The following is a 20,198-nucleotide window of genomic DNA, read 5'->3' on the forward strand; positions in this document are numbered from 1 at the left end:
GGGCGCGCAATTCATAAATCTGCCACGGGATACGTCTAAGCTGCTCCTTATTTGAGGCGGCAAAGTGACTCCCGAGCGCAAGAGCCTGAACTGGATACTGCTGCACAGCGCTGCGATGCTCGCAGTGCTGTGCAGCCTGTTCACTGGACTGCGTATCGCCACCCTGCAGCGTCCGCTGGTCGCCGAGTTCGAAGAACTGCTGCCACAGGGCGCAGTACATCAGCTGCATTTTTTTAGCGCCCTCACCATTTCCCTCTGCGTCCTGCTGTATCTGATTTTCCGCTTCAGAAATACCAGCCAAAAGAAGCGTCCACTCTGGTGCGGATGGCACAGAGCCATTATTCGTGCCGGTTACCCGGTATTGGCAGGCTCGCTTGCCAGCGGCTGGCTGATGTTTTTTAACGCTGGCAGCACCACCCGCGATATCCACTTTTTCTGCGCCCTAGGTATGGGCCTATACCTGCTGGGACACGGGGGACTCTACCTGATTCGCTGGGGGCGTTCGGCGCTTTTCCACATTGTGCTTCCCGCGCGAGTGCGCCTGGGCATCGGTGCTCTTGCTGCACTCCCCTTGCTCGCAATCACGTGGCAGCTGGCCAGCCAGCAAAGTCATTACCCGCTCGAAGTAGCAAGCATCCCCCCGAGTGACCATATCCATATCGACGGCAACGCCGATGAGCCCCAGTGGCAAGCCGCCCGCTCTATTACAGTGAATACCGATGGCGGTGCCAACTTTGATAACGGCGCTACCGACGTGACCCTGCGTGCACTGAGCAATGGTACGGAGTTTTTCCTGCTGGCCCGCTGGCGCGACCGGGATAAAAGCCTGGCGCACCTGCCCCTGTTGAAAACCGACAACGGCTGGCAGGTGCAGCAGGATGGATTCCATCAGTTCAATGAAGTGCGCCATTACGAGGACAAGTTCGCGGTACTGCTCTCTCCCAACTGCGCGTTTGGCGCCGCGGGCACCGCACATCTGGGCCGCAAGCCATTGCCGGATAAACCGGCCAACTGGCACGGAAAGGGCTACCACTACAGCAGCGATGGCCAGCTGCACGACCTGTGGCACTGGAAAGCCGTGCGCACCAACGATATGTATCTGGCCGACGACAATTTTATCGGCCCGGCAGACCACCCCCGCGCCGGCGAGCGCCGCTATACCGCGGGTTACCAGCAGGATGGCAAGGAGTCCGGCGCCTATGTGATGAACTGGCAGTGGTACCGGCGCGACAGCATTACCCCCAAGCGGCTGCCGCAAAGCCCGGAGCAGTTGGCTGCGCTGTCCAATGCCGGGCACAACCCGTGGGTTATTCCCTGGTTCGATTATCAGCCGTATACCGAAGCGGCCGATGCCGGAATTCCCACGGGCAGCGTCATGCCCTCGGTGCTGTACAACTCCAACCGGTTTGAAGGCGACCGCGCCGACGTGCGCGCGCGGGCGCGCTGGCATGGGGGATACTGGACACTGGAAATGGCGCGCAGCCTGGTAACCGGCTCATCGCTGGATGTCCCTATCGGCGACGGTATCTGCCTGTGGGTTTCCGCCTTTGACCGCGCGCAGATTGCCCACACCCGGCACACCCGTGCCATTCGCCTGGCGTTCGCCCAATGAACCGCTGGCAACGCACCTTCGTCGTTACTGGTCTGCCGCTGGTTTTGTGTCTGGCTGTATTCCTCAAGCAACCGGCCGCCCCGAAACCCCAGCCGTATCACCTGGTAAAAATAAATAACCGCGGCGAAGCGCTTGCTCCCTGGTCCGGCCCCTGGTCCTGTGTATGTGACACAAACACCGGCCTGTTGTGGGAGGTCAAAACCGACGATGAAAGTATTCACGACGGTCTCTGGACCTACTCCTGGTACCGGGAAGCGGAAACAGGATTCACGGCCGCTGCCGCAATACAGGACGCAATGCCGCTACCGGCGGCAGGCTCCCCGAACCTTGGCGACTGCTACTTTGAACCGGACCGCTGCGATACCGCCGACCTGATCCGTCGCATCCGCGTGCAGCAGCTATGTGGAGAAAATAGCTGGCGACTGCCAAGCGCAACCGAACTGCGCACTCTGGTATATGCAGACAGCAAAGCGGGTCAGCCGGCCATCAATACCGCGTTTTTCCCGAGGACCAAGCGCGGGGATTACTGGACCGCGGACTCCGGAAAGCTTTTGCAGGGTGTTTACCAGTATTTGGGAAGCGGCGCCGAAGCGGTCAGTTTTGTGGAAGGGCAACAGGTCACACTTCCGCACCGCAATGCGGCATTTGTGCGCCTGGTGGCTAGGAATTCAAAAAGCTGTCACTAAGCGCTCGCACACTCTTCCGTGCAGTACATTTTCCAAACCAATTCGCCCCACAATAATCCTTAAACAGGACAGTTTTCCCATGAACAACTTTCTGGGTAGTAATCTATGGGCCAGGATCGCACGCAGTACCGCCTGTGCTGCGGTGCTCGCAGGGCTATCTGTCGCAGACGCCAATGCGGCCACCAAGCATCACCGGCTGGTATGGGATAGCGATGGTCGCGACAGCGCCGTAATCGGCTTTTCTCCCGACGGCAGCAGCAATAATCCTTACGTAAGCTATGGCTACACCACCGATGAGAGCGGCTGGTCCACAGCCGGTGTCGATGCCACCCGTACCTTTGACGGCAGTGTGGTCAGCCATTTCGTGCGTCTGCAAAACCTCACAGCGGACGCAGAAATTTTCTATCGCGTGTGTGACCAGGATGGCTGTGGCGATCGTTTCTGGTTCCGCACTGCGCCACAAAACAATGACCCGTTTGTGGTCGTCGCCGGAGGGGATACCCGCACCGGCCATACCACGCGCCGCCAGGGCAACCAGTTGCTGGCAAAAATCCGCCCACTGGCGGTGATGCACGGCGGCGACTTTACCGATGCCAACAGCGCATCGCAGATGCGCGCGTTTCTCGATGACTGGGAGCTGACCTACTCCAGCGACCAGATCGATGGCTACAACTACCAGCGCATTTACCCGCTGATTCCCACCCACGGCAATCACGAAGACAACAACTACTTCACCCTGTGCCAGGTGTTCGGTGTGGATTTCGACGGCGACGGCAACTGCAATCCGGATGACACCTACGGTGCCGTGCAGGTATCCCCGCTGCTGCGTGTTTACACCCTCAACAGCCAGTTCAAAAACAGCGGCTGGTCTTCCTATGCCAGCGCCATGAACAGCTGGCTGCAGAGCGACCTGGTTGCCTATGGCAGCAGCGCCCAGTGGCGTTTTGCCCAGTATCACAAGCCCATGTTTCCGCACTACTCCGGTAAATCGGAAAACACCATTCTGCACAGCTGGTGGGCGCAGGACTTTTACGACAATGCGATCAACCTGGTGGTGGAGTCGGACACCCACATGACCAAACTCACCGAAGCATTGATCCCGGATGGCAACGGCTTTGCAGCGACCGGCAACGGCGGCACCGTGTACGTGGGCGAAGGTAGCTGGGGAGCGCCGGCGCGCTCCGCCAACGATCCCAAATCCTGGACTATTGATCTCGCCAGTATCCAGCAGTTCAAGGTAATTCAGGTGAGCGGTGAGGAAGTGGTCGTGCGCACCGCGCAGTTCAACACCTCCGCCAGCACCCTGAGCCGCGCCGAGCGCGCTGCCGATTCGCTGGTACTGCCCGGCAACATCAACTGGTGGAGTGCAAACCAGGTGGGCGAATCGATGAGCCTGACTCGCAACGCCAGTAACCGCAGCGTGATCGGGACCAATCCAGGCAGTAGCTCCAGCAGCTCATCCGGTGGTTCCTCCGGTAGCGGCTCAGGTGGGCAAGCCACAGCACTGACCGCTAGCGACGATGTATTTGTCACCGCCAACTACACTTCGACCAACTACGACGGCAGCAATGAAGGCCTGCTGGCCGATGCCAGCGATTCCGCCTACGGCCAGATGATGACCCTGGTGAAATTTGACCTGGACGATATCGCCAGCTGCAGCAGCTTCAGCAATGTCACCCTGGAATTGAATGTCACAAACTACTCCAACAGCAGCTTCGGCGTTTACCTGGCGGCCAGTGACTGGCAGGAAGAGTCCGCGACTTGGGGCAATATTGGTGGCAGCGGCATGCTCGGCAGCCAGGTCGCCAGCTTTACCCCATCCACCACCGAACTGCGTCAGGTTGCGCTCGCAGGCAATGTCATTGAGAGCTGGCTGGGCGGTGGCAACCACGGACTGGTGATCGCCTCACTCGGTGGTAGTGACGGTGTGGATATGACCTCCAAAGAAACCGGTACCGCGCCGGTACTGACCGTCGACGCCGATTGCGGCGGCAGTTCGTCGAGTAGCTCCTCCAGTAGTTCCTCGGGCAGTTCCTCAAGCTCGGGCAGCTCTTCCGGTTCCGGCAGCAGCCAGCAATTTGTGCAGGCTGCATCGGACGACGTATTCGTCGGCTCGGCACAGGGCGCGAGCAACTTTGATGGCAGCAGCGATGGACTGCTGGCCGATGGCAGTGATCGCCAGTACGGGGAGCTCTACACCCTGGTCAAATTTGATCTGACAGGCATAGAGAACTGCTCCAGATTTACCCAGGCCCAACTGGAACTGAACGTAACCGATCGCTCCGGGAATACCTACGGTATTTACCGGGCCACCGCAGACTGGCAGGAAGAGTCCGCAACCTGGAACAGCGTCGGTGGCAGTGTGGTGCTCGGATCACAACTGGCCAGCTTTGTGCCCTCCGTCACTGGCAGTCACCAGATTGACCTGCTCGCCTCCGGCATTGTGGAAACCTGGCTCGGCAATAACACCGGACTGGTCATTGCCTCCCAGTCCGGCAGTAATGGGGTCGACATGACGTCCAAAGAAACCGGACAGGGTCCGCTGCTGCGGTTACAAGGGTACTGTGGCGACTGACCTCGCTGGAAAATCACATAAAAAAGGGCTTCCATAGGAAGCCCTTTTCTAATCAGGTCAAAGAAAAAACCGGATGAATCTATAAGAAACAAAACCCACTTACCACGCGCGCATCTTGTGCCCTTTCAATGCGTAGAAAAGAATAAAAAGATAGCAGGGAAGTGCCACCCAGTAGCCACTCAGGAAAGTGCCCGCGTTTTCAGACAGCTTGCCAAACACCAGTGGAATAATCGCGCCGCCGGCAATCCCCATAATCAACAGAGCAGAACCCTGCGCGGTAAAGCGTCCCAGCCCCTCCAGGGCCAGTGGCCAGACGGTAGGCCACACCAGTGCATGTGCGAGCCCCATAAGCGCTACAAAAAACACGGGGTTCGGTACTACAGGAATTCCACTCCATCCCCATAATACGGATGACATCATACTGCTCTCCGCAGAACTGAACAGCACACCAAGTACACACAGTGAACCCGCAATGGCAGAAGCCGTCAGTGCCTGTTGCTGGCTGGTCCAGCGCGGGATACAGAATATCCCCAGCAGATACCCTACGACCATGAACACCATGGTATAGGATGTCAGCGAAGCGAAGTTGCCGACGCCGAGCTCCTCGCCATACAGACCGATAGTATCGCCAGCGATCACTTCAACGCCGACATAGGCAAACAGTGCCAGCGCACCCAACACAACTTGCGGGAACTGCCATACCCCGGAGCGCCCATCGTCTTCGCTCTCAGCCTCATCCTCGATTTCCGGCAAACCGGAAAACTTAATCAGACCGACCAGCACAAACAGCAGCCCGGCCATATAGATGTACGGCATGATCAGGCGATTGGCGACCGTGTCCATCATCGCAACGCGCTCTTCTGCGCCCAACTGTGACACCGCCTGGGTATTGAAATCAGACAGCCCTGAAAGTACCAGCGCGGTAAAGGCAAGCGGCGCGAGTACGCCAGCACTTTTGTTAATGATGCCCATGATCGCGATGCGGGTAGCGGCACTTTCCACCGGACCGATCCTCACGACGTAGGGGTTGGATGCAGTCTGAAGAATTGTCAGCCCGGCCCCCAGCCCAAACAGCCCCAGCAAAAATATCGCGAAGCTCCCTGTCTGTGCGGCGGGAATAAATACCAGCGCAGCCACCCCCATAATGCCAAGACCCAGTGCCATACCGTTGCGATAGCCGGTACGGCGCAGAATCAGCGACATCGGCAGAGCCATTACGGTATAGGCGATGTAGAACACGAAGGTAACGAACAAGGCCTGGAATTCATTCAGGTCACAAAGAATTCTCAGGAAAGGTATCAATGAACCATTCAGCCAGGTCACAAATCCGAAAATAAAAAACAACATACCGATGATTGCCATCGGTAACAGGCTGCTCTTTTGCGTCGTCGGAACGACGGCTTGCACAGTTGTAGTACTCACATCAACACCTGCATTAGAAGAAAAAAACCCGACTCCACGGGGAGCCGGGCAATGACGAGGGAATTAGAAGTTCGCGCTCACACCGAGGTTGATCAGGCGTCCGTATCGAGTCAGGTGGTTGACTTGATCCGAACGCATCACATAGCCCCAGTTGCGCTCGTTGGTGACGTTGTTGACACTCAGGCTCAGGTTAAAATTATCAGTGAGATCATAGTCGGCACTGAAATCCAGCTGACCGTAATCCGCATCCCAGCTCGGCCCACCCCAGGCCTCGGCATTGGTGAGGACTTTGCCACGCCAGTTATAGGCGAGTCGTGCCTGCATGCGGTCTTTTTCGTAGTAAACCACCGCGTTGTAGGAGTTTTTCGGCATACCCACAAATGGCAGTCCCTCTTCACGGCGCTCGGTATCGTCGTATTCACTTTCCACATAGGTGTAGTTGAATTGCACACCCAGGCCATCGAATGGAGACGGCAAAACCTCACTCAGGGACTGCTGGTAGGTCAACTCCATACCGCGCACCATAGCGCCCTCATCCCCATTCACTGAACTATAAACGTCAAACTCATAGCCGCCGATATTGCGCTTTCCGTTCAGGCCGTACTCAGTAAAGGACTCGATATCCTTGAAGTACAGGGTGCCGGTTATTGCGCCATAGTCGGAGAAGTACCACTCCAGCGCGGTATCCAGCTGGTTCGCGCGCATCGGTTCCAATCCGGGGTTGGCAGTATAGAGTTCGAACTCATTCAGGTTCATGTAGCTGTACGCTTTCAATGAATCAATGCTGGGCCGGGTGATCACACGGCCAGCACTGAGGCGGTAAACCAGCTCGTCGTTCAGGTCCCACTTGATATTCATGCTCGGCAGCGCATCCACATAGGAATCTTCAAATTCAACCTCGTACTGGTAGTCGGCCATATTGCCCACCACCTTGATACCGGTGACGCTGTCGGGATCGATATCTTCTTCGAAGCGCACCGCGTCCGGATCCAGAGAGAACCCAGCGCTGTTCACGGTGGTCTCGATCACCCGTACACCGAAGTTGGCGGTAAGCGGGCGGTCCAGAAGAGCCGTTTCCAGGTCTGCCTGGAGATAGGCAGCCAGGGTGGATTCACCGAGATCAAACGACTGTGTCGGCTGATAGCTGGCACGCACGTTAGCGGCACCTTCCGGGCTGATACTTTCGTAAAAAGCCATCAGTTTGTCGTAGTCGAAACTTGCCCAGGGAGACGGATGCTGCCCGGCTTCACCGGCGAGGAAGTTATCGAAACGCGGGGCGCGCAGTACATCTGCAGGCAAGCGGAACAGCTCGAAGCCATTAATGTTTTCCACCGCGGACAAATCCGGGGTGTAGTCCGGGTAGTACTGGAAATAGGCACCACCATTGCTGAACATGGAAGGGTCTTGCGAAGCGTATGTGTCGCGAGACTTACCCTGGTCACCGTAGTTCAAACCGAATTTCACAGAGCTGATCAGGTCGCCCTGGGGCGCCCAGTCTGCATCGAGACGAAACTCGGAAACTTCATCACTGATGGTGCTGCCGGAGTTGTAGCTGTAGTGCGCACCAAATGGCGAAGTATGGGACAAGGCGGGGCTCATGGTGATATCGGGCAGCAGGTTACTACCGGACTGATCGATACGCACCTCATCAACGAAGCCACGCGCTACGACATAGCGGTTATCACCGGTATTGCTGATTTCAGACTTGGAGTGGGAAACGTCCACCGCCAGGCGGAAGTTGTCACGGATATCCCAGGCAACGTTGGTGCCCACCTGATAGGTTTCGGTGTTGCGCGGTACGGAAGTATTCAGCAGTTCAACCATGGCGCCATCGGTCAGGGTCAGCGCATTGACCAGGCCATCTTCGTCAAATTGCAGGTCGCCAACACTCGGCACTCCCGGAGTCCACCATTCGTCGTAAGTCACGAAGGAAATCTGGTACTCCTCACCATTGGTGTCGTATGAAGAGTAAATGCTGTCGAAGTTAACTTCTATATCGTCGCGCGGGCGCCACTGCAGCGCCAGGCTGGCGCCGGTGCGCTCGCGGGTATCCTGCCAGTTGCGATACTGCACATAGCCGGGAATGATACTGCCGTATTCGTTGTCGACCGCCGGATCAAATTCACCGTCGCCATCCACATCCTGACGCACGGTCATCCAGTTTTCGGAGCCTTCGTTATAGAAGCCGCTGCCATAGTAGCCGTCGGTGCGCAGGGTGCGCTCGGAGTAAACGCCGGTCAGCAGTGCGCCGAACTTTCCATCGAAGAAGGTATTGCTCACCAGGAAAGAGGCCTGAGGGTTCATTTCCTCTGTACGGTCTTCGTAAATACCCTTCATCGATGCCTGCATGACGGGCCCAGCGAAATCCATAGGGCGGCGCGTACGAATATTGATGACCGAGCCGATGCCCCCCTCTTGGGTTTTTGCCACCGGGGATTTATAGACTTCTACGCCTTTCAGCAGTTCTGAAGCAATCAGGTCGTAGTTGAAATCCCGGCTGCTGTGCTCGGAAGCCATACGGCGACCATTGATGGTAGTCACGTTGTAATCACCGCCGAGTCCACGCACAGTGACCTTCTGCCCCTCACCGGCGTTGCGGGTAATAGTAATACCACTCATGCGCTGAAGGGCTTCGGCGATGTTCTGGTCCGGGAACTTGCCGATGTCTTCAGCGACGATGGAATCCACCACGTTGATGGAGTCGCGCTTGATATCCAGGGAGCTTTTGATACTGCTGCGGATGCCGGTAACCTGAACCTCTTCTACAGTCTCGCTTGCGGGCGATTCAAATGCATCTTCTGCTTCCTGGTTCTCCACTTCCTGAGCCATGGATTGGGAAGCCATTACCAGTGCACCAATGACCAGGCTGAGCGTCTTTCTTTTTTTGTCGAACATAATCGTCTACCCAATTTATTGTTTTATATGGTTGTTGTTGGGCACAGTGCACAAACTGCAGGCGTACAGAGGCCCCTTCGCCTTTAACAGGCAAATAATCGTCATGATTGAGAGAGGTTCGGCCTTCCCAGGCCGGAATGTTCAGGGCGGGCAGAACACCCGCCCTTACATCAGCTCACCACACCCAGCGGCGTAGCGGTTTTCCATACGCCACGGGTAAAGTCCGGGAAGTCCTTGCTGTTTCCGCGGTCTTTTACCGAAGCTTCGGAAAGCGGTGTCACTACCGACCAGGCTGCCGCATCGTAAACATCCTGATCCAGCGGCTGGCCGTTGCGCAGGCAGTACACCATGCGCCAGAACATCAGGAAGTCCATACCGCCGTGGCCGCCATTGCGCTCAGCCTCCTTGCCCATACGACGCCACAGCGGGTGGTCGTACTTGCCGTACCAGTAGTCCATGTCGTAGTCCCACTCGTGGTAGCTCTTGCGACCACCCTCTTCCAGCGCGATACGATTGGGGAAGCCGGCAAACGCACCGTTGGTTCCTTGAATATGGTTGTGACGGGTGTAGGGGCGCGGTGTGGTGGTGTCGTGCTGAACCATGATCGTGCGGCCCTGTACGGTCTTGATCAGGCTGGTATTGATGTCACCGGCGATGTAGTCGAGCTTGTTGCGCGGGTGATCTGCCGGGAACTCACGTTCGGCGTATGCCGCGCGGCCCAGGGCCGGACTGCTCATGGAAGTCAGGTAATCGAAACGGTCGCCGCGGTTGATGTTCATATACTGCGCGACCGGACCGAGGCCGTGGGTCGGATACAGGTTGGCATCGCGCAGTGCATGCCACTTGGTGCGCCAGGAACCGGTCTTGCGGTTCAGCTCCTTCATCTGCCAGCGCAGTTCGTGGATATAGGAGGCCTCACCATGCAACAGGTCGCCAAACAGGCCCATGCGCACCATATTCAGGGCCATCAGCTCGTCGCGGCCGTAACACACGTTCTCCAGCATCATGCAGTTTTTCTGCGTCTGCTCTGCGGTATTCACCAGCTGCCAGGCCTCATCGAGGGTCAGGGCTGCAGGCACTTCCACCATGGCGTGCTTGCCGCTCAGCATGGTTTCAACGGACATTGGCGTGTGCCAGCGCCACGGGGTAGAGATAATGACGATATCGATGTCGTCGCGCTCGAGCAGGTCGCGGTACGCATGCTCGTCTTTGCCATAGGCCGCCGGTTTGGGCAGGTCTGCGGCTACCACCAGATCAACCGCGCGATCCAGAACCTGCCTGTCGGTATCGCAGATCGCCTTGATCTCTACCCCATCTATATTGCAGAAGTGCTTGACCGCACCCACACCGCGTTCGCCCACCCCAATAAAGCCGACCCGCACGGTCTCCATCGGCGGGACAACCAGCCCCATGACCGACTTCTGCCCCTTGGGGGCAAACAGATTGTTGCCCGAGTTGGCACTGGTCGTACAACCGGCGGCGGTAGCGGCGGCCGCTGCAGTCAGTCCAGCTTTCAGAAACTTTCGACGATCTATTTCGCTCATTTATTTTTTACCTCGATTCCTGCTACGCGGTGTTCTGTTCTGGGATTGGACAATAACCAAGCGAAACTACCCGTTCAACAGGAAAATGCTTCATAAGCTTTCATTTTATCTGTACACAATCCGCACAACGCAAAATTTGCAACATGTAACCTTTTGATTTTTAAGGGTTAAATGGAAACGAAAGGCGCGCGAAAATTAAATTTCTTTTGAAAGCTTGTGAAAGTTTCGTAGAATGCACGAAAGATTGCATGAAGGACGCCCCATGACTGCCAATACTATTGAGCGTAGACACGACATCGTTCAGGTGACAATTGATGCCGGTCGCGTTCAGGTGCCAGAGCTCGCCGACAAGTACGGCGTATCTACCGTGACCATTCGCGGTGACCTCAACTACCTGCACCAGAAAGGCCTGCTGGTACGCACCCGTGGCGGGGCCGTCGCCAGTAACCGGGTCAGCCAGGAACTGTCGGTGGGCGAGAAAGTGACCGAGCACCTGGATATCAAGCGCCGCATTGCCGCCGCTGCCGCCCGCGAGGTCCGCGAGCAGGACACCATCATCCTGGATTCCGGCACCACCACGGCCGAGATCGCCAGCGAGCTGCACCAGTTCCGACGTCTGGTGGTGATGACCAATGGTCTCAACGTAGCGCAGAAGCTGGTGGATGCAGAGGGCGTAGAGGTGCTCATGACTGGCGGTACCCTGCGCAAAAAGTCCCTGTCGTTTTACGGCCGTGCGGCAGAAGACGCGCTGCAGTGCTACCACTTCGACAAAGTATTTCTCGGTGTGGACGGTATCGACTTCCAGGGCGGAATCACCACGCACTTCGAACACGAAGCCAACCTAAACCGCCTGATGTGCAAGGTCGCGCGGCAAATCGTCGCCGTTACCGACTCCTCCAAGTTCAAACGCTCCGGTGTACACAAAATCTGCGACTTCGGTGACCTCGACATTCTGATCACCGACAGCGGTATCCCGGATGCTTTTCACGAAGTCCTGACCGAAGCCGGGGTCAGGGTCGTTATCGTTGACTGAATAACAGTCACGCAGTCACAAACTAGAGCCAGATCAAAAGGCCACAAACAATAAGGATTCAACATGCTGCAAGAATTGATGAGAGCAAACCTGGAGGGCGCACCGCGAGGTATCTATGCTGTCTGCTCCGCCCACGGACTGGTTCTCGAGGCAGCCATGGAGCAGGCACTGACTGACGACTCCCCACTGCTGATCGAGGCCACCGCCAACCAGGTAAACCAGTTCGGGGGCTACACCGGTATGCAACCGGCAGACTTCTTCGATTATGTGATGACATTGGCGAGCCGTACCGGACTGGATTCAAGCCGGATTATTCTCGGTGGTGACCACCTGGGTCCCGTGTGCTGGCAGAAAGAACCCGCAGCAGAGGCTATGGCCAAGGCGCGCGACCTGATCGACGCCTATGTAAGTGCGGGCTTCAGCAAGATCCACCTGGACTGCAGTATGCCCTGCGCCGACGACAGTCTGCCGCTTGCTGACGAAATTATCGCCGAGCGCGCTGCCGACCTGTGCCGCGCGGCCGAAGACACCGCCGCACGCCATGGAACGGAGGGAAAGGTGGTCTATGTGATCGGCACTGAAGTACCGCCTCCCGGCGGTGCGAAAGAAGAAATAACAGAGCTGGAAGTGACCCAGCCGGCACATGCCCGCAATACGATCGAGCTGCACCGCAGCGCGTTTGCCGCACGCGACCTCAATGATGCCTGGTCGCGGGTGATCGGCCTGGTGGTACAACCCGGAGTGGAGTTCGACCACACCTCGGTTATCGACTACCAGCCGCACAAAGCCAACGCGCTCAAGGCGCTTGCCCTGGAAACCGATGGCATCGCATTTGAAGCGCACTCCACCGACTACCAGACCGAAGCAAACTACCGGCAGCTGGTACGCGATCATTTCGCCATTCTGAAGGTAGGACCACAGCTGACCTTTGCCCTGCGCGAGGCGCTGTTCGCCCTCAGCCATATCGAAGACGAGTTGCCCGGTATTACAGACAGGTCCAACCTGCGTGCGGTATGCGAAGAGCGCATGCAGGCGCAACCCGCTTACTGGCAGAGCTTCTATGAAGTATCCCGAGAGCGGCAGCCACTGTATAGACGCTATAGTTACAGTGATCGCATCCGCTATTACTGGCCGGACAGCACGGTCAATAAAGCGGTTACACGCTTGCTCGACAATCTGTCCGGCACACAAATCCCACTGCCGTTACTGAGCCAGTTTTTTCCGCAGGAATACCGGCAGGTCCGCGAGGGCCAGCTAGAAAACGAGCCGCGCGCACTGATCAAGGCGCGCATTCGCCAGGTCACCACCGCCTATGCCAACGCCTGCTGGAAGCAGTAGTACAGGATAAGAACGATGTATAACACCCTGAAAATCGATGCCGAGTCCTTGGCCCAGAACAAGGCAGAACACACCGCGCGCGAGATTGCCCAGCAACCCGATTCCTGGCAGCGCACGGCATCCATTGTGGATACCCAACGCCCCCAGCTACAGCAGTGGTTACAGCCGCTATTACAGCGCAGCGATCTGCGCATCATCCTTACCGGCGCCGGCACTTCCGCCTACGCCGGTGAGACCCTTGCGCCGTACCTGACAAGGGTAATGGAGCGTCGTGTGGAAGCCATCAGCACTACAGAGCTGGTGAGTAATCCAAACGATTACCTGTTGCACGCGATTCCAACTCTGCTGATTTCCTATGCCCGCTCTGGCAACAGTCCGGAGAGTGTCGGCGCCTATGATGTGGTGAACCAGTGCGTCGAGCACTGCTACCACCTGGTCATCACCTGTAACCCCGATGGTGAACTGGCCAAGCGCGCCGATGGCAGTAGCAACAGTTACTCCCTGCTGATGCCCGAAGAGACACTGGATCAGAGTTTCGCCATGACCAGCAGTTTCACTTCCATGTTACTGGCGACACTGGAGGTATTTGCACCTCAAACGGCACAGCTGCCCGCACTGACGAACGTCACCCGCAACCTGCTGGAAGGCCAACTGGACGCCATCCAGGCCATCGCACACCGGGATTTCAAACGGGTGGTATTTCTCGGTGCCGGCGGCCTGAAAGGTATCGCAACGGAAGCCGCCCTGAAAATGCTGGAACTCACTGCCGGTAAAGTGGACTGCCACGCGGAGAGCCCGTTGGGCTTCCGGCATGGACCAAAGTCCATGGTGGATAAGCAGACCCTGGTGGTTTTACTGCAAAGTAATGATGCCTACTGCCGCCGCTACGATGACGACTTGCTGGCGGAACTCAAAAGAGATGGTACGACAGAGTGGATTGTCTGCCCGGCCTCTTTTGCCAAGGCCGACGCGCTGGAAGAAGCCTGGCTCGCGCTCTACTACATCGTTTTTGCACAGGCGCTCGCGTTTTATAAGTCCCTACACTTGGGTATTACCCCGGACAACCCCTGCCCCACCGGCGAAGTGAACCGTGTGGTACAGGGTGTAACCATTTATCCGCTCAGCCCACGTAACCAGGGAAAGCAATGCGCGTAATCTACGGGCTGGATATCGGCGGAACCAAAATCGAAATCACCTGTTTCGATGACAACCTGCGCATGCTGGATAGTGAGCGTGTGGCCACTCCCATAGATGATTTCGGTGAATTCATCGACACACTGGAGAGGTTGATAAAAGCCGCCGACGAGCGTCATGGCAGCGAAGGCCTGATCGGTATTGGTATGCCCGGACTGATCAATGGTGAAGGGAACTCATTGTCTGCCAATGTGCCCTGTGCGACCGGCAGGAATGTCGCACAGGCTTTGCAGGAAAGACTCAACCGCACGGTAGCCATCGAGAACGACTGTCGCTTGTTTGCCCTATCAGAAGCCCACGGTGGCGCTGGCGATGGCTTCCCTCATGTCTACGGTGCAATTCTTGGGACCGGTGCTGCCGGCGGCCTGGTGGTGAATGGCAAGCTATACCGCAGCCGCCAGGGAATTGCCGGCGAATACGGACACCATCCTTTATCTGCAGCCCTGCGTCAAAAATACCAGTTGCCACTGCTTACCTGTGGCTGTGGCCTTGTAGGCTGTTTCGAGCCGTATATTGCCGGGCCAGGGCTCGCGAACCTGTATCGACAATACTCGGGGCAGCAAATTACCGTTCCAGAATTGGTCCAGCGCTGGCGCAATGGTGAGCAAGCCGCCATGGCCACACGCGAAATTCACTTGGATTTACTCGGTGCAGCATTGGCCAACCTGGTGATGGCACACGATCCGGAAATTATCGTGCTGGGGGGCGGCCTCTCGCGCATCGAGGAAATGTATCGGGATTTACCGAGAGCCATCGAACATCACCTGTTCAAGGGATTCACTGCGCCCGTTATCGCGCCGCCAAAATTCGGCGATGCCAGTGGCTCCCGAGGCGCTGCCCTGCTCGCACTCCAGACTGTGGAAAACTCACAATGAATAACCCCGGTTATTACTTAAAGCCGCAGACCATCTTTACGGAAACTACAGAGCTCAGCGGACACTGTCTGCGCATAGAGAACGGCCGCATTGCCGACATCATAGAGACAACTGGGGACGATCTGCCCATATACGAACTGCCAGGGACCACCCTGGTACCGGGATTGATCGACCTCCACATCCACGGCCGCGAAGGCTGTGACGTAATGGATGCGACCCCCGAGGCAATCAATACCATTTCGCGATCACTGGCAAAGCACGGTGTCACCGGGTTTCTCGCCACTACCGTTACCAGCAGCTGGGAAGAGACACTCGCGGCGATGGATAACCTGGGGCGCGCAGCTTTGGATCAGCAGCCCGGTGCGCGTGTACTCGGCGGCTACAGCGAAGGCCTGTTTTTCGCGAGTGAACACAAGGGGGCGCACAACGATCACTACTTCCTCGAGCCCACCAGGGAGCGAATGGAAGCCCTGCTTGACGCTTCACATCAACAGCTCAAAGTCGTGGCACTGGCGCCAGAAGTGGACGGTGCAATGGAGATAATTCCCTATCTCAAAGCTCGCGGCATTCGGGTAATGCTCGGACACACCAACGCCAGCTACGATCAGACCCGATCGGCGCTCGATGCCGGCGCCTGCGGCGGCGTGCATGTATTCAATGGTATGCGCGGTATACATCACCGTGAGCCGGGCTGTACCGGCGCGGTGTTGGTACACGATGCCAATGTAGAAGTGATTGCCGATGGGGTACACCTGCATCCGGCGATTTTACAGATGATCTGCAAACTGAAAGATCCATCCCGTGTGACCCTGATCAGCGACTGTATCAATGCCGGCGGCCTATCCGACGGACGTTATCAGCTCGGAAAAATGGAAATCAACCTGGAAGCCGGTGTGGCGCGCACGGATAGTGGATCCCTGGCTGGCAGCACCCTGACCCTGGAACGCGCCGCTGCCAACCTGCACAAGCTCGCCGGTGTCGGCTTGCGCGAGGCACTGCACATGGCGAGCTTGTCACCAGCGAAGTTTCTCGGCATCGATGGGCACACCGGTTCTATCGCACCCGGCAAGGCAGCAGACCTGGCGATACTGAATGAAAGCGGCCAAGTACAGGCCACCTTTGTTGCAGGAAAGCCGGTGTTCTGCAACGAACCCATGCTCCCTCGTCTCGCACAACTACTCTAAGCTGAATGACTGTCGATACACGTTAATTTGCATAAAAAAAGGGCTTCCATTGGAAGCCCTTTTTTGCCTTTCTGACCCCGGTCAATTCGACGCTTTCAACGTACGGTCAAAAAAGTCTTTCATCATCGTATACCAGTGCTTGCGGGTTTCCTTGCCGCGCAGGCTGTGCTTTTTGCCCGGGTAGGTCATCAGTTCAAACTGCTGCCCGTTATCCTGCAGCTGCTTGATCAGCTTGGTGGTATTGGTGAACAGGACATTGTCGTCTGCCATACCGTGGTAAATCAGCAGCGAACCTTTCAGGTCCTTGGCGTACGGGAATACGGAGGACGCCTCGTAAGCCTCCGGTACTTCGTTGGGGTTACCCATATAGCGTTCGGTGTAATGGGTGTCGTACAGCCCCCAGTCGGTTACCGGCGCACCGGAAATCCCCGCTTTGAAATAATCGCCGGCCTTGAACATGGTCATCAGCGCCATATAGCCACCGTAGCTGTGGCCGTAGACACCGATGCGCGCGGGATCCACGAATGGCAGAGAGCGCAGGAATTTCACCCCGGTGACCTGATCATCCACTTCCACGCTGCCCATTTTTTTGAAGATCGGATCTTCAAACTTCTTGCCGCGATGGGCAGAGCCGCGGTTGTCCAGGGTAAATACCACATACCCCTGCTGCGCCATGTACTGGTTGAACGGTCTGTCCCAGCTGTTGGTCACCAGCTGTGCGTGCGGGCCGCCGTACAGGAATACCATGGTCGGATAGGTTTTCTTCGGATCAAAGCCCGCCGGTTTGTACATGCGGTAATACAGGGTGTGGCCTTCCGGTGCCTTGATGGTGCCGAACTCGGGCTCGATCCAGTCACTCATGTACGGGTACAGCGGGTGGCCTTTTTCCACCTTGTTTTCCTGCAGCCAGGTAATCCGCTTGCCATCGACACCGTGCAGGCTGACCTGGGCGGGAGTGGACGGATTGGAGTAAGTATCAATATACCCCGAAGCATCGTCGGCAAACTCGATACTGTGCATGCCTTCGCGTGACGAGATTTTTTCGATCTTGCCGTTGCCACTGAGATCGGTCACATACAGGTGACGCTCCAGCGGGGTGTCTTTACGCCCGGAGAAATACACCTTGCCATTCTTTTCATCCAGCGCTTCCAGCGCATCGATCGCCCAGTCACCACTGGTGAGCTGTGCCAGTTGCTTGCCGGAGAAATCGTACAGATAGAGATGCTTGTAGCCGTCTTTTTCCGAAGCCCAGATAAACCGCTCACTGTCTTTCAGGAAGCGCAGGCCATGGAACAGGTTCACCCAGGTATCACTGGTTTCCGTCAGGGCGGTGCGGGTCTTGCCGCTAGGGATATCCACAAAACGCAGTTCCAGTCGGCTCTGGCTGCGGTTCTGCCACTGATAGGAAAGCAGGTTGTCACGGGCCCATTTTACCCGCGGAATGTAAATGTCTTCGTTGCTGCCCAGGTCCAGCCACTGGGTTTTACCACTGGCCAGATCCAGTACGCCCAGTTTGATTTTCACATTGGGACGACCCGCCGCCGGGTAGCGCTGCTGGATCATGTCGATCCGGTCTGCGTAGATTTCGCTGCGAGTGACTTCGTCCACCGGGCTTTCATCCACCTGCAGGTAAGCGATACGCTTTTCATCCGGTGACCACCAGTAACCGGTCATGCGGTCCATTTCTTCCTGGGCCACAAATTCCGCCATACCATTTTTGATCGGGCCTTTACCATCGCTGGTGAGCTGACGCTCCTTGCCGGTTTCCAGATCCACCACAAAAATATTCTGGTCGCGGATAAACGAGACAAAGCGCCCCTCCGGGGAAACGCGCACATCGGTCTCAAATGCTTCTGTTTCGGTCAGGCGTTTGGACTTGCCGTCTTCCAGCGCGTAATAGAAGACATCGCCGGCGAGAGGAAACAGCAGGGACTTGCCATCCTTCGACCAGCTGTACTCCATGATGCCGCTGCCGAAGATCCGCTGCCGTTCGCGACGGGCCTTTTCTTCGTCCGAAAGCTTTTCCTCACCCTGGTGGAGCTTGTCGGAGTTCACCAGCATGCGAGTCTCGCCATCGCGCAAGCGGTACTCCCACAGGTCGTAGCGGTTGTAATCTTCCTCGCGGCCTTTCAGAAAAGTGACCCGGCTGCCATCGGGCGAATACTGTAACGCACGTGGGCTGGTACCGCTCAGGGCGGGATCTGAGAATATTCTGTCGATAGTCAGCTGTTCGGCAGAGGAATAACTGGCAAAAGCACAGCCAAGCAGGAAAAAGAGTTTCCGTTTCATACAACCACTCGCAATCTGGGTTTTCTGGGCTATTTATTGGGGCTTGATAGAACCGGAGATAATAGGCGGCCCGCCATTTAAGCGCCAGAATTTGCGGTGATTCGAGGTTATTTGGCGTCGAGCGCCGGCACTGATTCGCGCCTTACCGTCGCCCGAGGCGAGAGCACACTGACCAGTACGCCGGCCAGCAGCGCTGCCGACACCGACGGAATAATCGGGTTACCCCAAAAGTCATTGAATGTAGCCATCACCGCGAGTGAAGTTATCGATCCGGCGAGTAATGACGCGAGCGCTCCCCGCCAGTTAAACCGCGACCAGAACCGCCCCAGTAATCCACAGGCAAAAAGTCCGGCCATTACCGTGGAAATCATTTTGCTGATATAGCCAATCAGGTCATCGGACAACATCGCCATACCCAGCGCCACACCGATCACTACCACCAGACCAATACGGGATTGCCTCAGTCCCACAGCTGGCCCTCGCTGTACTCCGAAATCCCGCACCAGAACGGTCACTCCCGCAATCGCATCGGAACTGGCGCTAGACATGGTGGCAGATAAGCCCGCAAGTAATACCAATACACCGATACCGATCGGCAGGACTTCGATAGCGAGGTATGGGAAGGCAAAGTTTCGGTTGTCCAGGGCGGGGTTCAACAGATAGGCACAGATACCGATAATCGCCGGAACCAGCGAGAAAACCAGGTAGAGTCCGCCGGAAATATAAAAAGACTTGCGCACCGAGCCCACGCTGCGTGCGGAGTAAATCCTCTGTCGAAAGGAGGGCGTGGCCAGTACACCCACGGCAATCACAGCAGCAAGCGACACCGCTGGTAAACGTGCCATCGGATGCTGGCGAACGGCGGCTTCCTGAGAGTGAACTACCGGCTCCAAGCCCCCTACGGCATGCACGGCGAATACGGCCATCAGTAGAAAGCCCACAAACAGTACCAATGCCTGCAGGGTATCCGTCCACACCACAGCGTGATAACCACCTACGATAACGAATACACCAAAGCCGAGCGCAATCAGAAATTTCGCCAGTTGCAGATCGATACCGGTAATCCAGGCAAGGTACAGACTGCCACCAAGAATATGCGCACCGAGCCAGCCCAAACAGGCCACAAGAATCAGTAGCGCGACCACCTTTTTCACCAGAGGATGGTCGCCGACGTAGAACGCCAGCTCTTCACTCATGGTCGAGAAGCGCTGCGCGCGCGCCGGGGCAAACAGCAGACCCAATAGTAATATACCGACTGCCCCGCCAATACCGTACAGGGCTCCGGCCCAGCCGTTGGCGTAGCCAAAGCCGACCGCGCCCATGGACGATCCCGTTCCGACCATGGTGGCTACGGTGGTACCTATTGTCAGGAAGATGGGCAAGCCCCGACCAGCGAGCAGAAAGTCGTCTTCACTTCTGGACCGCCGGGAAACAAACCAACCGACGGCGATCAGGAAGACAATATAGAGACCAAAGGCGGCGAGAAAATAATTGGCATTCATTGCGGGATATTATTTTTATTGATCGCTATTTTTTAGATCACTTTTCCAG

13 protein-coding genes are annotated in these 20,198 nt (G+C 56.8%); 8 read left to right on the forward strand and 5 right to left on the reverse strand.

Annotated features, from left to right (window positions below; all coding sequences use genetic code 11):
- Window positions 1–64 precede the first annotated feature (64 nt).
- The 3 genes from ACONT6_RS14085 to ACONT6_RS14095 all read left to right on the forward strand — a co-directional run bounded on the left by ACONT6_RS14085 (window position 65) and on the right by ACONT6_RS14095 (window position 4,873).
- Window positions 65–1,612: an ethylbenzene dehydrogenase-related protein gene (locus ACONT6_RS14085; RefSeq protein ID WP_428819076.1), complete on the forward strand. Its 1,548-nt coding sequence runs from the start codon at window positions 65–67 to the stop codon at window positions 1,610–1,612.
- Entirely contained in the window at window positions 1,609–2,298 is a 690-nt protein-coding gene (locus tag ACONT6_RS14090; protein WP_428819077.1) for a DUF1566 domain-containing protein, read from the forward strand. The genes ACONT6_RS14085 and ACONT6_RS14090 overlap by 4 nt, the downstream gene beginning before the upstream one ends.
- Window positions 2,299–2,377: 79 nt before the next feature.
- The gene (locus tag ACONT6_RS14095) at window positions 2,378–4,873 is read left to right on the forward strand and encodes a DNRLRE domain-containing protein (protein ID WP_428819078.1); all 2,496 of its coding nucleotides are present in this window, start codon (window positions 2,378–2,380) and stop codon (window positions 4,871–4,873) included.
- 99 nt (window positions 4,874–4,972) lie between these two features.
- Here ACONT6_RS14095 and ACONT6_RS14100 read toward each other — a convergent pair whose 3' ends face one another.
- The 3 genes from ACONT6_RS14100 to ACONT6_RS14110 form a co-directional block, all read right to left on the reverse strand.
- Window positions 4,973–6,235, reverse strand: a complete 1,263-nt coding sequence (locus ACONT6_RS14100) for a sugar MFS transporter (RefSeq protein WP_428821519.1) — start codon at window positions 6,233–6,235, stop codon at window positions 4,973–4,975.
- Between the two features lie 123 nt (window positions 6,236–6,358).
- The gene (locus ACONT6_RS14105) at window positions 6,359–9,190 is read right to left on the reverse strand and encodes a TonB-dependent receptor (RefSeq protein WP_428819079.1); all 2,832 of its coding nucleotides are present in this window, start codon (window positions 9,188–9,190) and stop codon (window positions 6,359–6,361) included.
- Window positions 9,191–9,360: 170 nt separating this feature from the next.
- On the reverse strand, window positions 9,361–10,734 hold the full coding sequence (locus ACONT6_RS14110; protein WP_428819080.1) for a Gfo/Idh/MocA family protein: 1,374 nt from the start codon (window positions 10,732–10,734) through the stop codon (window positions 9,361–9,363).
- A gap of 262 nt (window positions 10,735–10,996) precedes the next feature.
- Here ACONT6_RS14110 and agaR point away from each other — a divergent pair, with 262 nt between their 5' ends.
- The 5 genes from agaR (at window position 10,997) to nagA (ending at window position 16,358) form a co-directional block, all read left to right on the forward strand.
- Complete coding sequence (gene agaR / locus ACONT6_RS14115; RefSeq protein ID WP_428819081.1) at window positions 10,997–11,767, forward strand: transcriptional repressor AgaR; 771 nt, start codon at window positions 10,997–10,999, stop codon at window positions 11,765–11,767.
- A 63-nt stretch (window positions 11,768–11,830) separates the two neighbouring features.
- On the forward strand, window positions 11,831–13,105 hold the full coding sequence (locus ACONT6_RS14120; protein ID WP_428819082.1) for a D-tagatose-bisphosphate aldolase, class II, non-catalytic subunit: 1,275 nt from the start codon (window positions 11,831–11,833) through the stop codon (window positions 13,103–13,105).
- Between the two features lie 15 nt (window positions 13,106–13,120).
- Entirely contained in the window at window positions 13,121–14,260 is a 1,140-nt protein-coding gene (locus tag ACONT6_RS14125; protein ID WP_428819083.1) for an SIS domain-containing protein, read from the forward strand.
- Window positions 14,251–15,174, forward strand: coding sequence for an ROK family protein (locus ACONT6_RS14130; protein WP_428819084.1), 924 nt, complete (start codon window positions 14,251–14,253; stop codon window positions 15,172–15,174). Before ACONT6_RS14125 ends, ACONT6_RS14130 begins: the two co-directional genes overlap by 10 nt.
- Entirely contained in the window at window positions 15,171–16,358 is a 1,188-nt protein-coding gene (nagA, locus tag ACONT6_RS14135) for an N-acetylglucosamine-6-phosphate deacetylase (protein WP_428819085.1), read from the forward strand. The genes ACONT6_RS14130 and nagA overlap by 4 nt, the downstream gene beginning before the upstream one ends.
- A gap of 81 nt (window positions 16,359–16,439) precedes the next feature.
- Here the strand turns inward: nagA and ACONT6_RS14140 are convergent, their stop codons facing one another.
- Complete coding sequence (locus tag ACONT6_RS14140) at window positions 16,440–18,647, reverse strand: DPP IV N-terminal domain-containing protein (protein WP_428819086.1); 2,208 nt, start codon at window positions 18,645–18,647, stop codon at window positions 16,440–16,442.
- A 107-nt stretch (window positions 18,648–18,754) separates the two neighbouring features.
- Complete coding sequence (locus tag ACONT6_RS14145; protein WP_428819087.1) at window positions 18,755–20,149, reverse strand: sodium:solute symporter family protein; 1,395 nt, start codon at window positions 20,147–20,149, stop codon at window positions 18,755–18,757.
- Window positions 20,150–20,198 lie beyond the last annotated feature (49 nt).

This window comes from Microbulbifer sp. MCCC 1A16149, assembly GCF_050368945.1.
In the GTDB taxonomy this organism is placed as follows: domain Bacteria; phylum Pseudomonadota; class Gammaproteobacteria; order Pseudomonadales; family Cellvibrionaceae; genus Microbulbifer.

What these genes read in the sequence shown, in the direction of transcription:
- ACONT6_RS14105 (WP_428819079.1), bottom strand. Translation starts at nt 9,190, where the DNA reads ATGTTCGACAAAAAAAGAAAGACGCTCAGCCTGGTCATTGGTGCACTG.
- ACONT6_RS14125 (WP_428819083.1), top strand. Translation starts at nt 13,121, where the DNA reads ATGTATAACACCCTGAAAATCGATGCCGAGTCCTTGGCCCAGAACAAG.
- ACONT6_RS14145 (WP_428819087.1), bottom strand. Translation starts at nt 20,149, where the DNA reads ATGAATGCCAATTATTTTCTCGCCGCCTTTGGTCTCTATATTGTCTTC.
- ACONT6_RS14110 (WP_428819080.1), bottom strand. Translation starts at nt 10,734, where the DNA reads ATGAGCGAAATAGATCGTCGAAAGTTTCTGAAAGCTGGACTGACTGCA.
- ACONT6_RS14100 (WP_428821519.1), bottom strand. Translation starts at nt 6,235, where the DNA reads ATGGCAATCATCGGTATGTTGTTTTTTATTTTCGGATTTGTGACCTGG.
- ACONT6_RS14090 (WP_428819077.1), top strand. Translation starts at nt 1,609, where the DNA reads ATGAACCGCTGGCAACGCACCTTCGTCGTTACTGGTCTGCCGCTGGTT.
- ACONT6_RS14130 (WP_428819084.1), top strand. Translation starts at nt 14,251, where the DNA reads ATGCGCGTAATCTACGGGCTGGATATCGGCGGAACCAAAATCGAAATC.
- ACONT6_RS14120 (WP_428819082.1), top strand. Translation starts at nt 11,831, where the DNA reads ATGCTGCAAGAATTGATGAGAGCAAACCTGGAGGGCGCACCGCGAGGT.
- agaR (WP_428819081.1), top strand. Translation starts at nt 10,997, where the DNA reads ATGACTGCCAATACTATTGAGCGTAGACACGACATCGTTCAGGTGACA.
- ACONT6_RS14140 (WP_428819086.1), bottom strand. Translation starts at nt 18,647, where the DNA reads ATGAAACGGAAACTCTTTTTCCTGCTTGGCTGTGCTTTTGCCAGTTAT.
- ACONT6_RS14095 (WP_428819078.1), top strand. Translation starts at nt 2,378, where the DNA reads ATGAACAACTTTCTGGGTAGTAATCTATGGGCCAGGATCGCACGCAGT.
- nagA (WP_428819085.1), top strand. Translation starts at nt 15,171, where the DNA reads ATGAATAACCCCGGTTATTACTTAAAGCCGCAGACCATCTTTACGGAA.